Annotated in this window: 11 protein-coding genes; 2 read left to right on the top strand and 9 right to left on the bottom strand. The window is 65.1% G+C overall.

What is annotated here, in order from left to right:
* The first annotated feature begins 3 nt into the window (after window positions 1-3).
* On the top strand, window positions 4-1,314 hold the full coding sequence (locus tag ACM9HJ_RS04565) for a lipopolysaccharide biosynthesis protein (RefSeq protein WP_416570506.1): 1,311 nt from the start codon (window positions 4-6) through the stop codon (window positions 1,312-1,314).
* A gap of 5 nt (window positions 1,315-1,319) precedes the next feature.
* Entirely contained in the window at window positions 1,320-2,408 is a 1,089-nt protein-coding gene (locus tag ACM9HJ_RS04570) for a glycosyltransferase family 4 protein (RefSeq protein WP_416570537.1), read from the top strand.
* Here ACM9HJ_RS04570 and ACM9HJ_RS04575 read toward each other — a convergent pair.
* The 9 genes from ACM9HJ_RS04575 to ACM9HJ_RS04615 form a co-directional block, all read right to left on the bottom strand.
* Window positions 2,377-3,270 carry a hypothetical protein gene (locus tag ACM9HJ_RS04575; RefSeq protein ID WP_416570507.1) on the bottom strand — a complete coding sequence of 298 codons (894 nt, stop codon included), beginning with the start codon at window positions 3,268-3,270 and terminating at the stop codon, window positions 2,377-2,379. The genes ACM9HJ_RS04570 and ACM9HJ_RS04575 overlap by 32 nt on opposite strands.
* Window positions 3,271-3,317: 47 nt before the next feature.
* Complete coding sequence (locus tag ACM9HJ_RS04580; protein ID WP_416570508.1) at window positions 3,318-4,670, bottom strand: sensor histidine kinase; 1,353 nt, start codon at window positions 4,668-4,670, stop codon at window positions 3,318-3,320.
* Between the two features lie 7 nt (window positions 4,671-4,677).
* On the bottom strand, window positions 4,678-5,343 hold the full coding sequence (locus ACM9HJ_RS04585) for a response regulator transcription factor (protein ID WP_416570509.1): 666 nt from the start codon (window positions 5,341-5,343) through the stop codon (window positions 4,678-4,680).
* A gap of 21 nt (window positions 5,344-5,364) precedes the next feature.
* Window positions 5,365-7,764 (bottom strand): TonB-dependent receptor, encoded by a 2,400-nt coding sequence (locus tag ACM9HJ_RS04590; protein WP_416570510.1) that lies wholly within the window; start codon window positions 7,762-7,764, stop codon window positions 5,365-5,367.
* 182 nt (window positions 7,765-7,946) lie between these two features.
* Window positions 7,947-8,885: a hydroxymethylglutaryl-CoA lyase gene (locus ACM9HJ_RS04595; RefSeq protein ID WP_416570511.1), complete on the bottom strand. Its 939-nt coding sequence runs from the start codon at window positions 8,883-8,885 to the stop codon at window positions 7,947-7,949.
* Window positions 8,886-8,887: 2 nt separating this feature from the next.
* On the bottom strand, window positions 8,888-10,093 hold the full coding sequence (locus tag ACM9HJ_RS04600; RefSeq protein WP_416570512.1) for a CaiB/BaiF CoA transferase family protein: 1,206 nt from the start codon (window positions 10,091-10,093) through the stop codon (window positions 8,888-8,890).
* A 24-nt stretch (window positions 10,094-10,117) separates the two neighbouring features.
* A complete protein-coding gene (gene leuD / locus ACM9HJ_RS04605; RefSeq protein ID WP_416570513.1) occupies window positions 10,118-10,726 on the bottom strand; it encodes a 3-isopropylmalate dehydratase small subunit in 609 nt (202 codons plus the stop codon).
* Window positions 10,727-10,729: 3 nt separating this feature from the next.
* Window positions 10,730-12,139, bottom strand: coding sequence for a 3-isopropylmalate dehydratase large subunit (locus tag ACM9HJ_RS04610; RefSeq protein WP_416570514.1), 1,410 nt, complete (start codon window positions 12,137-12,139; stop codon window positions 10,730-10,732).
* A 161-nt stretch (window positions 12,140-12,300) separates the two neighbouring features.
* A complete protein-coding gene (locus tag ACM9HJ_RS04615; protein ID WP_416570515.1) occupies window positions 12,301-14,586 on the bottom strand; it encodes a TonB-dependent receptor in 2,286 nt (761 codons plus the stop codon).

A 14,586-nucleotide genomic window follows, 5' to 3' on the forward strand; every position in this document is an offset into this window, starting at 1 on the left:
GACATGAGCCAGGCCTCGCCCCCGTCCGGCACGTTGCGCCGCATCTTCGGCGGCCTTGGGATGGTGTTGGGCGGCAAGGCCGGGGCGGGGCTGATCAGCCTGGCCTATCTGGTCATCGCCACGCGCACGCTGGGCCCGCATGATTACGGCGTGCTGGTACTGATCCACACCTACGTCACGACGGTCTGCGGCATCGTGGAGTTCCCCTCATGGCAGGCCGTGATCCGCTATGGCGCAGAGGCGCAGCGGACAGATGACCGGCACCGCCTGTCCCGGCTGTTGCGGTTCGGGGCGCGGGTGGAACTGCTGGGCGGGCTGGCAGCCATCCTGGTCGGCGCCGCCTGCGCGCCACTGGTGGGCCAGCACCTGGGCTGGCCGGAGACCGCGATCATCCTGGCCCTGCCCTACAGCCTGGCCGTGCTGGGTTCAGTGCGTTCCACGCCGGCGGGATATCTGCAGCTGCTGAACCGGTTCGACCTGCTGGGCCTGCATAATCTGGTCGCACCTTGTGTGCGCCTGGTGGGGGCCGGCATCGCCGCCCTGGCGGGCTGGGGCCTGGAAGGGTTCCTCGCGGCCTGGCTGCTGGCGGCCCTGTGCGAGTTCGCGGCCCTATGGGCGCTGGGCCTGTGGCAGGCGCGGCGCCATCTGGGAGCCGACCTGCACCGGCCCGAACAGGGAGACGCCGTCGCCGACAATCCCGGCATCTGGCGCTTCCTGATGGCCAGCAATGCCGATGTCACCCTGACGGAACTGGCCGGGCGGGTGGCGCCGCTGGTGGTGGGCTGGATGCTGGGACCGACCGCCGCCGGCCTGTTCTCCGTGGCGCAGCGCGCCACGGTCCTGATCGCGCAGCCGGCGCAGATATTGGGGAACACCGCCTATCCCGAACTGGCCCGAATGGTGGCCGGCGGTCATGGCGGGCCGGGTCTGCGCCGGACCCTGGGCCGGGTGGTGGCCATCGCGGTCGGGGCCTGCCTGCCCGTGATCCTGATCGTCTGGCTGTTCGCCGACCGGCTTGTCGGGCTGATCGCCGGGCCGGCCTTCGCGGAGGCCGCCGGATTGATGGTGGTGCTGGTCATCGCCCGCGCCCTGGCCATGGCCGGCCCGCCCTGCAGCGCCGCCCTGACGGCACTGGGCAAGCCCGGCTGGTCCATGGGGGCGAACCTGGCGGTCAGCCTGTTGTTCCTGCCGGCCCTGCCGCCGCTGTTGCACCTGTTCGGCCTGGCGGGTGCGGGGATTCAGGCCGTGGCCCAGTCATTGGCCGCCAGCCTGCTGCTGCTGGTCCTGGCCTGGAGAAGGAGCGGCATGTCGTGACCGCGATGCGCATCGCCTATGTCATCAATTCCGTGGAAGGCGGCGGGGCGGCCTTGCCCGTGCCCTCCGTCACGCGGGTCATGCGCGACGCGGGGGCGGAGGTTCGCGTCTTCGCCCTGACCCGCCGTGACGGGCGCGCCCTGCCGCCCATGCAGGCGGCGGGGCTGGACCCGCTGGTGCGCGAGGGCGGAACGGGGGACCATTGGCAGGCGGCCCGCTGGCTATACACACAGCTGCACGCCTGGGGCGCCACCCATCTCTGGACCTCGTTGAGCCGCGCCACCATCCTGGGCCTGCTGGTGGGGCCGCACCTGGGTCTGCCCGTCATCTGCTGGCAGCATGCCGCCTTCCTGAAACCATGGAACCGGCGGCTGATGCGGCTGCTGCAATCGCGCGCCCTGCTCTGGGTGGGGGATTCGGCGTCGGTGTCGGCACTGACCCGGGCAAGGCTGGGCGTGGGTGAAGACCGCCTGATGACCTGGCCCATCTTCGCCGCGAACCCGCAGCAACCGCTTGCCGCCCCCTGGCAACCGGGAGGGGTGCTGCACCTGGGCAGCCTGGGCCGGCTGCATCCCGTGAAAGGCTACGACATCCTGATCGAAGCCCTGGCGCGGTTGCAGGCCCAGGGCTTCCGCCTGCCCTGCCCCGTCCGCCTGACCCTGGCCGGAGAGGGGGAGGAACGCCAACGGCTGGAGGCCATGGCGGGCCAAGTCGGGATCGCTGAGATCGTGTTGCCGGGATATGTGGAACGCCCTGGCGACTTCCTGGCCGGTCTGCATCTCTACCTCCAGCCCTCCCGCTCGGAAGGTTTCTGCATCGCGGCACACGAGGCCATGGCCGCCGGCTTGCCCGTCCTGGCTTCCGCCGTTGGTGAAATTCCGCATTCCATTCAAGATGGGGTCACGGGCCATACCGTACCGCCGGGTGATGCCGGCGCGCTGGCCCGCAAGCTGGCACCTCTGCTGTTCGATCCCGGCGGGTTGCAGGCCATGGGAGGGGCGGCGCGCGAACGCATCCTGGACTGTTTCTCCCCGGACCGGTTCCGGGAAGCGGGCCTGACCATCATGCGAAGGATCGACCCAGGGTCCGTTTGAGGTCCAGCCACAGGCCCGCCAGGGACCGGTCGATATGCTTCACATCGATCAGGGTGACACCGCCCCCGCTGCTCAGCGTATGCATGCCGTCACGATAGAGGCCCGCCGACACCGGTAGCGCCAGCGGCGCCCCCGCACGGGCGGCAAAACCCGTCTCGTCCAGCCGGTCGATCCAGAGCGGCCGGATAGCCCCGCCATAGGTGCGGGTGCAATCCTGCACCGGCAGCATGATCCGCCCGTCCAGCACCATGGCGGTACCGCCGGGACGGGAAGAAGTGCTGTCGATCCGCACGGGATTGCCCGGATGCGGATGCCAGGGCCCCGTCAACCTTTCCGACCAGGCGACATGCAGATGACCCAGCTTCGTGACCTTGCTGTCGGCGGGGGAGTAGAACAGCCACCAGCGCCCGTCATGCCGGAGAGGTGTGGCATCCACCGGCACGCAATCAAGCCGTATTTCCGTTTCCCGCACCCAACCCTCCGGCCCCTTACCCATTCGGTAAAGAGTGAGGCCGCCTGACCGGTAAGCCTCCGGCAGCATCCAGGTGGCGCCGTCGGCGTCGAAAACCTGGGGATAGGAGAGGTGCCAATCCTCCCGCAGGCAGGGGCGCCGGTCGATCACCCGGAAGCCCTCGTCCAGGGTCAACAGGTCGATGGTCCCGTGCCGCGTGGCATAATCATAGCGTTCCGCAAAGATGTGCAGATGATCGCGTCCCCGCCAGGGAAAGGGATCGGCCAGAAAACGAAAGGCCGGCTCCTCCGGCAGCCAATGCATCGGCGCGTGCGACAGCCCACCGGCCAGAACCTCCCCAACCGGCAGCGTCAGCAGCCCGCACCGCCATATGTCCTTGCGCCTCGGCATGTTGCTCCGCCCTACGGTTTGCCGGCGATCCGTTCAGGACGTGATCCTCATTTGGAAAACTCCACCACGAAGCGCGCTCCACGGGGCGCGGTCGTGTCGTGTGACAGGTGTCCGCCTTGCCGCTCCATAATGCACCTCGCGATGGCAAGCCCAAGGCCAGCACCAGGACCCGAGGCATTGGGACCGCGGCGGAACCGCTCGAACAGGCAAGCAGCGGCAGGTGCGGCAATTCCGGGCCCATCATCGGCAATGATCACAGTGGCAGTATCAGCGGACAGCGTGATTGACGTGCCTGGTGGCGTATACTGAATCGCGTTCTCGATCAGGTTGCGAAAGACAAGGCGCGTCAATGTTGCATTCCCGTGCGCAGGCACGGCAGCGTCGGGCGTCGCGGCGGTCACGTAGTGCTCTGATTCCAGCGCAATAGGTGCCAACTCCCGAGCCACTTCCAGTGCCACGGCATGAGCGTCGAACGCGGCAAACTGGAGCTGTTCCTGCGAATCCAGACGCGCAAGACAGAGCAGCTGCTCAAGGAGCCGCGAGAGCTGTTCGATTTCCAACGCAACATCGCATAACTCCCGGGCCGAAAAGCGCGATTCCAGCCGTGCGCGCAATGTCGCCAGCGGGGTGCGCAGCTCATGCGCGGCGTTTGCGGTAAATTCCCGCTGCACGCGATAATCCGCTTCAAGCTGGTCGAGCGAGGCATTGACGGCCTGAACCAGCGGGACGAGCTCCCGAGGAAGGTTCCGGGCGTGCAGCCGCTCATCCAGACGGCTCAGCGACAACGCCGCCGCCTGATGCGAAACGGCCCGCAAGGGACGAAGCGAGGACAACACCGTCACCACCACGACGCCGACCGCAGCGATCAGCAGCAGGGCAATGGGTGGAAACAGCTCGTCCAACGCGCCGAGCATGAGCTGGGCGACCAGACTCTCGTCATCTTCGAGATTCCGCACCACGCGCAACCAGTATCGGCCCTGACGATCATCGAGGTTGAGCGCGGCCGCCAGGACACGGTTGCCCGACAACGAATCCGTTTCCCACTGCATGACGACCTGCCCGTTGCCTTCAGCGACCGGCAACGGCAGATAATGAGCAGAGAAACCGCCTGACTCGAGCACGGTGCCATCCGCGCTCAGCAATTGATAGCCGTTCAATGTATCCGGCTGGGCGTAGAACTCCTGCAGGGACGGTGGCAACGCGAGACGCGGTGGATCGGTCTCCGACACGATCGACGCACGCAGGTCCTGTACCTGGACGGCAATACTCTGCCCTTCCAAACCCATCAGACCGTCGCGAAATTCGAAGTACAACACCAGGTAGCTGCCGGCCAGCGCCAGCATCACCACGATGGTCAGTCGAACGACGAGGGCTCGAAGCAGGGACGGGGCGCGCATCATGTCGCCCTCATGAAGCAAGATAGCCCAGACCACGCAAGGTCCGCAGCGACACATCCGCGCCGGCCGCCGCGAGCTTCTTGCGCAACCTGTGCACTTGTGTTTCCACCGAGTTTGCGCTGCGCTCCTGTTCGAAATCGTACAGACATTCGCCCAGCCGCTCCTTCGAGATGACGCGTCCCTGATTGCGCAACAACGCTTCCAGCACAATCAGCTCCGATCGTGTCAGATCCAGCGGCGCGTCGGCAACGGTAGCGATACGGGCAGACGTGTCGAGCTTCACGCTGCCAAGCGTCAGCATGCGCCCCAATGCTGCGCCCGGACGACGCAACAGGGCGCGCAGCCGGGCGATGAGCTCCTGCATTGCGAAGGGTTTGACGAGATAGTCGTCCGCGCCGCAATCCAGACCGCGCACGCGATCCTCGATCGACCCGAGCGCGGTGAGGATCAGCACGGGCGTCATATTGCCCTGGTCACGCATTTCCTTCAGCACCTTCAGGCCGTTTCCGTCCGAAAGCATGAGATCAAGCACGACGGCATCGTAGTCGGCGGCCTGCCACACCCCCAGTCCATCGTACGCCGAACCGGCGGCATCGACCGCGAATCCCTGCGCCCGCAGGCCCTCGGTGATGGCCTGACAGAGACGCTGGTTATCTTCGATGATGAGCAATCTCATGGGTCGGCTTATTGGCTGAAGTCAGTATTCGATCCTGAGCCCGATCGTGGGAAGTGGCTCGTCGAGTCCTTCGATAACATTTTCGCCGCGACGCTCATTCCACTCATAAGCGTTGCCGTTCTTGCGACCATAGACGTTCAGAATGTCAAGATAGGCAACCAGGCTGACCGGGCCGAAGCGGCGCTGGTAATCCACGCGCAGGCTCAGCGCATGATAGGCAGGCAGACGTCCCACGTTGGTGCGCGTCAGCTCCTTCGAGGAACGCACGGGGCCGGCACCTCCCAACACGTTGCTATGCACCACAAACGCATCGGTGGGCCGGCCCGAAGCATATTTCCACTTGCCCGAAAATGTCCATCGATCACTCGGCTGCCAGGCGCCGACGATACCGAACGCATGTCGCCGATCCCAATCGGCCGCATATTTCCCTTCGCCGAGTTTATCATCGCGGCGGGCGCGCGATAATGAGTAGGTGGCCGAAGCGCTCCACTCTTGGCTCATGCGCTTGGTCAGCATCAGATCCAGGCCTGCCGCAGACCCTTTGCCGATGTTCATTGCAGTGTTCGAGGTCCGATCATCGAACACGATCAGATCGTCGAGCCGCTGATAATACCCTTCGGCCGAAAAATACAGGTCGTCGCGCAGGTGCCGGGAAAAGCCCGCCGACCACTGCGTGGAGCGCTCCTTCTTCAGATCAAGATTTGACGGATCTGCCGCGATATCGAGATAACGCGGTGCCTGATAAAACACGCCACCCCCGGTCCAAACGCGGGTGACCTGATCTGCTTGCCAGCTCAACAGCATACGTGGGGCGACGACAGATTTTCCGGAAAATCCATCGCGCTCATAGCGAATTCCGGGTGTCGCTGTGAAATCGCCGAAGGTCCAGGCATAGTCGGCATAGGCGGCAATCTTCGTCTCCGCTGCGCTCATGGTCGAGTTGAACTCCCCAGGCGTCAGCACGATATATCGTTGTGTCGGGTCGGCACGAAAGTCCGACTGATCATATACATACCGTATCCAGTCGCCGGAGAGGCGATGGTCGAAGTTGAGGTCCACGCGAGCGACCTGCGCGCCGGCGGAGAAGAGCCCTTCGGCGTTGAGCGGCGTGCTGAAATCGCTGCGCCAGCCGATCTCGGTTTCTCTCTCCTTGATGTTCAGAATGTTCTCGCGGACCGGCGTCGTCGCGGGCGTCGGGTCGGAACCCCCAAGATCGGGAAATGCCTCACCCTGCCGGCTTTTCATGTTGCTGTTACGGTAATAGACCGTATTGCGCAGCTGTGCGGCCGCACCGGGCGACCATCGCCAGGTCATGCCGAACAACGTGCTGTGTTGCTTCGAGTTGCCGATATCCGCGTCCTCGAAATTCTCGGACGCCAGTGCATTCTCGACCGTGCGCCTGGTATCCTCGCCTGCGTAGATCGCAAGCAGCTCGAGACGATGATCGTCATTCAGCTTGGTGACGGATTTCCCGATGAAATCAGTCATGCGCATCTTGCCGATGTCGTTCTCCCCGATCGCTTTGAACAAGGTGCTGAAATCGAACCGGCGGGCCGATAGCAACAGGCTTGTGTTATCGGACACGTAGCTCGGCCCATCGTAGTCCGCCTCCACGCCGATGATATCGAGGCGGAGGCCGGTTGTGGAACTCTCAGGATTGCCCTCGGCGATCTCCAGGTCGAGCAGCGAGCCATTCTTGCCGCCCTCGGCCGCCCGCCAGCCCCCTGGGGAAAACTTGGCATTGCCGATGATGTTCGGGGCAAAGATCGAATACCGTCCGCCGCCATTGATCTCTTCCTCCCCGAGCGACTCATCGAAATGCGCAACCTTATCGAACGGGATGCCATCGATCAGGATCAGGTTGTCCCGGGGCCCGTTGCCGCGCACGGTGAAGTTTGAGAACTCGCCTGTCGCGACGACACCCGGCAGAACGTCCAGCGCACGGAACACGTCGCCGGCGCTACCGGGATTGCGTCGGATCTCTTCGCGCTCCAGCTGCACGGTGTTCGGCGTGGCCCGCGGATCCCCAGCCGTCGCGCGCGCCGAGACAACGATTTCGTCGATTACGTCGTTGCTCCCGCGTAACAGCGCGAATTCGACGGCAGCCACTCTGCGAAGCACGACCCGCACATCCGCCTGCACGGCCTTTACGTAGCCCTGCTCTTCCACCTCGACCGAATACACACCTTCCGGCACCTGATCGAACGAAAACTCGCCGGCGGTATCGGCTTCGACCGTGCCGTGGACCCGCTGATTGCGCATGAGATGTACAGTTGCCGTCGGCACAGCCCGTCCAGTAACCGAATCCACGATGCGTCCACGAACGGCGCCCGCTGCCTCCTGTTGCGCTTGGGCATGCGCCGGAAGCGCAACGGATACCTGTAGTATAACAGCGGTAAGAGGCAGAACTCTGTGCAGCATGGCTGGTTCCTCAGACGATTGATAGTCATCGGAAGCCAACCTAACAATCTAGTCTGTCGCGAAACTTGCGGCGTATACGAAAGCTGCAGGGTGAACCGCGCCGGTTTGCCGGAGGCAAGTTGGCTTGAGTCACGCCGCCATGGCAGCGTGCTCCGCCTGTGCATGGAGGGGCCAACGATTGCTCACATGCCCCACGCTCCACAGAACCCCTTGGGCAGTCCGGCATCGGGGGTGAAGCCGTACAACTCCGTCTCCGGCAGCGCCGCCTTAACGACTTCCCGCACCGCCAGCAGTTTCTCCAGATCAATGCCGGTGTCATAGCCCATGGCGGTCAGCATGAAGGCCAGGTCCTCCGTCACGATGTTCCCCGACGCGCCGGGCGCGAAGGGACAGCCGCCGATGCCACCCAGGGAACTGTCCAGCGTCGTGATGCCCTCATCCAGGGCCGCCAGCGCATTGGCCAGGCCCAGGCCGCGGGTATTGTGCAGGTGCACGCCCGAACAGGCATGGTCGCCCACCACGCCGCGCACGGCCCGGATCAGCCGCTTCACCTGTGCGGGGTTGGCATAGCCGGTGGTGTCGGACAGCCCGACCTCGTCACAGCCGGCCTTCATCAGCGCCTCGGCGATCTCCAGCACCTTGGCCTCCGGCACCACCCCTTCCAGGGTGCAGCCGAAGGCGGTGGACAGGCCACCTTCGAACTTGGGCCGGCTGCCCTCTGGCTGGGCCCTGATCAAGGCGGCGATGGCTTCCGTCTCCGCCAGCATCTGGGCATGGGTGCGGCGGACATTGCGCAGGCTGTGGGTCTCTGACACCGATAGGGGGATGGTGATCTTGTGGGCACCGGCCAGCACCGCCGCCTCGGCACCCTTCAGGTTGGGCACCAGCACGGCCACGGTCAGGCCGGGGATGGTGCGGGCATAGGCCACCAGTTCGGCGGTATCGGCCAGCTGCGGCAGGATTTTGGCCGGGACGAAGGACCCGACCTCGATCTCCCGCACGCCGGCGGCGGCCTCAGCCGCGATCCAGGCCTTCTTGGCCTCGGTGGACATGATCGGGCTGATGCTTTGCAGCCCGTCACGGGGACCGACCTCGGAGATTTCGATGAAAGTGCCCGCCATGATCAGCCCTCCGCCTGCACGATGATGCCGCGCGCCGTCAGGTCGGCGATGCGGTCGCCGGCGTAACCCAGCTCAGCCAGAACTTCGGTGGAATGCTGACCCGGCTTGGCCAGATCATGGACCAGGGCGGGACGGCGCCCGTCGATCTCCACCGGCAGGGCCGGCAGGCGGATGGGGCCGGCATCCGGCAGGTTCATGTCCAGCAAGCCGCCCGACGCCGCCAGATGCGGGTCGTCGAACAGATCCTCCGGCCGGTTGATGGGGGCGAATGGCAGGCCGATCGCCTCCAGCTTGGCCAGCAATTCAGCCTTGGTGAAAGTCTTGAACAATTCCTGGACGCGGGGGATCACCCGGTCGCGGGCCTGGACCCGGCCGTTATTCTTGGCCAGCGTCTCGTCGGCGGCGAAATCATCCAGGCCGAAGGCCTTGCAGAAGCCCGTCCATTGCCCATCGGTGACCACGCCGGCAAAGACCGTCTGTTCATCCTTGGTCTGGAACTGGTCATAGACGGCCCAGGCGGAGATGCGCACGGGCATGGGCCGCGCCGCCGTACCGGTAACGGCGTATTGCGCCATATGCTGGCCCACCAGGAACACGCAATTCTCGAACAGGGCCGACTTCACCGTCTGGCCCCGGCCCAGCACGCCGCGCTGGATCAGCGCCGCCAGCACGCCGATGACGCCGAACAGGCCGCCGATCACATCGATCACCGACGCCCCTGCCCGCAACGGCCGGCCCGGCGGACCGGTCATATAGGCCAGCCCGCCCATCATCTGCGCCACCTCGTCCAGCGCGGCGCGATGTTCGTACGGGCCGGACAGGAAACCCTTGGCCGAGCAATAGATCAGGTTGGGATTGCGTGCGGCCAGGGCCGCCTCCCCGAACCCCAAAGCCTCCATGGCACCGGGGCGGAAATTCTCGATCAGGACATCGGCCCTGTCGATCAGGTCCAGCGCGATCTGCTTGCCCTCGGGGGACTTCAGATCCACTGACAGGCTGCGCTTGTTGCGGCCATACATGGGGAAGTAACCGGCACCGGACCCCAGCAGGCGGCGGGTATTGTCACCGCCGATGGGCTCCACCTTCACCACGTCGGCGCCGAGGTCGCCCAGCACCATGCCCACGGTGGGGCCCATGACCATGTGGGTGAATTCCACCACCTTCAGCCCGGCCAGCGGCAGGGGGGCGGCCTTGTCGTCCTGCGACATGCTATGAACCTCAAGATTATAAGGTCAGAAGAAAAGCCAGGGCTGGCGGGTGCGATATCCGCCCTCGAACGCCTGGATGGTGGGCAGCCGCTTGAGGGTGACGCCGATGGCGTCCAGCCCTTCCAGCAGCATTTCCTTGTCGGCCGGCGGCATGGTGAAGGGCAGTTCCGCCCCGCCCGGCACCCGCACCGTCTGTGCGGCCAGATCGATGGTCAGGGTCTGCGGCGCATCCCTGCCCGCCAGATCGGCGACCGCCGGTTCCGGCAATACCAGCGGCAGGATGCCGTTGCGCACGCAATTTCCCTGGAAGATGGCGCCGAAGCTGGGGGCGATGACGCAGCGCACGCCGTAATCCTGCAAGGCCCAGACGGCATGTTCGCGGCTCGACCCGCAGCCGAAATTGGGGCCGGCCAGCAGGATCGGCGCCTTGCGGAAGGGGGGCCGGTTCAGCACGAAATCCGGGTTCTCCACCCGGGCCGCCACATCGCTGTAGCGCCAGTCGGCGAACATGCCCTCGCCCAGCCCCTCCTTCGACACGCGCTTCATCTCGCGTGACGGGATGATGGCGTCGGTATCGATATTGGGCCGGAACAGCGGGGCGGCGACGCCCGTCAGGCGGGTGAACTTCTCCATGGGTCAAAGCCCTCCCAGCGTGCGCGGATCGGCGATATGGCCGGCGATGGCGGATGCCGCCACCGTCACCGGGCTGGCCAGATGCGAGCGGGTGCCCGGCCCCTGCCTATTCTCGAAATTGCGGTTGGTGGAGGTGACGACGCGCTGGCCCTTGCCGAAATGCTCGCCCCCCGCGAAGAAGCACATGGAACAGCCGCTCTCCCGCCATTCGAAGCCGGCGTCACGGAACACCAGATGCAGACCCTCGGCCTCCGCCGCCGCCTTCACCTGCATGGAACCGGGTACGCAGATGGCGCGCACGCCCTTGGCGACCTTGCGGCCCTTCAGGATCGAAGCCGCCGCGCGCAGATCGGACAGGCGACTGTTGGTGCAGCTGCCGATGAAGGCACCGTCGATGGGCAGGCCGATCAGCGGCGTGCCCGGCGTCAGGCCCATGTAATCCTGTGCCCGGCGCTGCGCCTGGGCCGCCGTGGCATCGGTGATATCCGCCGGGTCGGGCACGCGGCCCGACAGCGGCACCGCATGCTGCGGACTGGTGCCCCAGGTGATGGTGGGAGCGATGTCGGCACAGTCGATGACAATCTCCCTGTCGAAGACCGCATCGGCATCGCTGGTCAGGTCCCGCCAGTCGGCGACGGCGGTATCCCACAGGTCGCCCTTGGGCGCGAAGGGCCGGCCTCTGACCCAATCGATGGTCTTGGCATCCGGCGCCACCAGCCCGGTCCAGGCGGCGAATTCCACCGCCATGTTGCACAAGGTCATGCGCGCTTCCACCGACAGGGCAGCGACGGCCCCACCGGCGAATTCGATGGCATAGCCCGCACCGCCACTCGCACCCTGCGCCGCGATCAGGTGCAAGATCATGTCCTTGGCCCCGACACCGGGGGCCAACGCCCCCTCGAACCGCACGCGCATGGTCTTGGGGCGGCGCACCACCAGGGTCTGGGTGGCCAGCGCGTGGGCGGCCTCCGTCGACCCGATGCCCCAGGCCAGCGCCCCCAGGCCGCCTTGCGTGCAGGTATGGCTGTCGGGGCAGACCAGGGTGGCACCCGGCAGGGCGATGCCCTGTTCGGGCGACACGACATGCACGATGCCCTGCCGGTCATCGCCGATATCGAAGATGCGGATGCCGGCCGCCTGCGCCGCCGCGCGGGTCTCCTGGATGAAGGCGGTGCCGCCCGGCATGGTGGTGGCATCGCCGCGCCCCGGCAGCGTGTCGACAATATGGTCCATGCAGACGAAGGCCCGGTCGGGATGGCGCACGGCGCGCCCCTGTTCCTTCAGCCCCTTCAGGGCCATGGACCCTGTGCGCTCATGCAGCAGCACCCGGTCGATATAGACCAGGTCCGTCCCGTCGCCCAGATCGGCGACGCAATGGCGTTCCCACAGTTTCTCGACAAGCGACTGCCCCATTTTCCGGTCCCGTCCCGATCTCAATTCAAATGATATATAAATATATCATTAGCGCAAATGCAAGGGGGAGTCATGCAATCCCGCAGGTATAAAAAATCCCCGGCCGCCGAAGGGCGACCGGGGTCCGCGAATGCGAGTTGAACAGAAGGAGTGGTAAAAACTCAGAACCGGTAACGGGCGCGCACGTCCCAGGTCATCGGCTCGTTCAGGAAGATCGAGGTCGCCGACAGGAAGGAGACCTTGTAGTTCTGGTCCGTGCAGTTCTTGCACCCGACCGACAGGGTCAGGTCCGGATATGCGGCCGGCTCAAACGCCAGGCTGGCATTCCACAGCATCTGATGGTCGGTCCAGGCGCCGTCCGTGCTGTCGGTGTTGCCGGCATTGCCGATGGCATAGCCGTTATTATAGGTGAAACCGACGGTCGGCCGGAAAATGCCGGTATCGGTTTCCAGGTCATAGGTGGCCGACAGGATGCTGGAGAAGTCCGGCGCGCGCACCGGGCGGGCAATGCGGCCCTTGAAATCGACGAAGCCGCGATTGCAATTGGCCGCGATGCCGGTAGCGTTGGCCGAAGCCAGAGCCGCCTGGCAGTTTGCCAGCTGCACCTGCACATCGTCGGAAATGTCGATATAGCGGGCGTGCTGCAGGCCCACAGAACCGTTGATGCTGAGCCCCTTGATCGGCCGCCACAGCATTTCCAGCTCACCACCGTAATTGCGCATGCCGGCGGGGTTGGTGGTGGTGAAGATACGTGCGCCCTGGGCCGTGGTATAGGCGGCCGAGATCTGCACGTCCTTCGCCTCACTGTAGAAGGCGGTGGCGTTCAGGCGCAGGGTGCGGTCGAACAGGTCGGTACGGATACCCACCTCCTCCGACCAGACCTTCTCCGGCGAGAAGGCGAAGAACAGGTTGTTGGACAGCGCACGGCCGTTCCAGCCGCCCGACTTCTCGCCACGCGTCACCGACGCATAGAGCATGACATCGTCATCGACCTGATAAGACAAGGCGAAACGCGGGGTGACGAAGCTGTTCTTCAGCTCCGTCGGGATGCCCGACGCCTCGATCAGGTCGGTGCTGAACACCGGGCCACGGGCACCGGGATTGCTTTCCACCTCCAGGTCCTTGACCTCCCGCGACAGGCGCACCCCGACGGTCGCCGTCAGAGCATCCGTCACCTTGTAGTCGCCCTGCAGGTAGGCGGCGTAGGAGTCCAGGTCGTTGGAGATAGTGCGGTCGCCGCTGACCGTGAAGCCGGTGGCGGTGCCCACCCCGGTGCCGAGATCGGTGTCGTTGTTCTCATGCAGGTAATAGAGGCCGGCCGTGTAGTTCAGCTTGTCGTCGAACGCCAGGCCATTGACCTTCAGTTCCTGGGAGAACTGCTTGTGCCGGCTGTAATTGGTGATCGGCGACACGCCCGTCGGGATCGGGTTCGGGGCCGCCGGGTTGCTGTCGATGAAATAGCGCTGGGTCGTGTCGCGGTAACCGGTGATCGAATTGACCGTCACTCCGCCCACTTCCCAGGCGATGTTGGAGGCCAGCGACCAGTTCTTGGTCTCGTTGCCGGGCTTGTTGCGGGCCTTGGAGCCGGTGAAATAGTTGGCCAGCGCGCCCTGCGTGATGCCCAGGCTGGACACGCGCTTGCCCGTGACCGGATCGACATAGTTGATCAGGTTGGAGGCTTCCTGATCGACATAATCGCCCGACAGGTCGATGGTCAGATCGTCATTGGGCAGCAGGCGCACGGCACCGCGCAGGCCATAGGCATCCGTCCCGTTGAACTTGTTGCCGGTCGAGCGCTGCGTGACATAGCCGTCGCTGGTGGAGCGATAGGCGCTGATCTTGGTCAGCACCTTCTCGGCCAGCGGGGCGTCGATGCTGGTCCGGACATCGATGGCGCCGAACCGGCCGGCCCCGGCTTCCAGATAGCCGCCGGGCTTGGTGGACGGCTTCTTCATGATGACGTTGATGGCGCCACCGGTGGTGTTGCGGCCGAACAGCGTGCCCTGCGGCCCGCGCATCACCTCGATCCGCTCCACGTCGAACAGGCCGAAATTATTGGCGTTCTGGCGGGAGATATAGACGTCATCGACATAGGTGCCGACCGGCACGTCCTGCGTGGCGATGGATTCGGTATTGCCGATGCCGCGGATATAATAGGTGTTGGAGCTGCCCAGGCCGACATTGTTGTTGCCGACCAGATTGGGGATCTCCCGGATCAGGTCGATGGTGCTGCGGATCTGCTTGTCTTCCAGATCGGCGGCACCCAGGGAGGAGACGGCCAGCGGCACTTCCTGCAGGTTCTGCAGGCGGCGCTGTGCCGACACCACGATCTCTTCAAGCTGGAAGCTTTCCTCGGCGGGGGCCGGGGCGGTCTGCGCCAGGGCATTGTTCGCCGTCAGCGTGGCGATAAGGGCTAACGACGCGGTTCCCAGAAACTTGGCCTTCAT

The organism is Niveispirillum sp. KHB5.9 (assembly GCF_048066115.1).
Lineage (GTDB): Bacteria > Pseudomonadota > Alphaproteobacteria > Azospirillales > Azospirillaceae > Niveispirillum.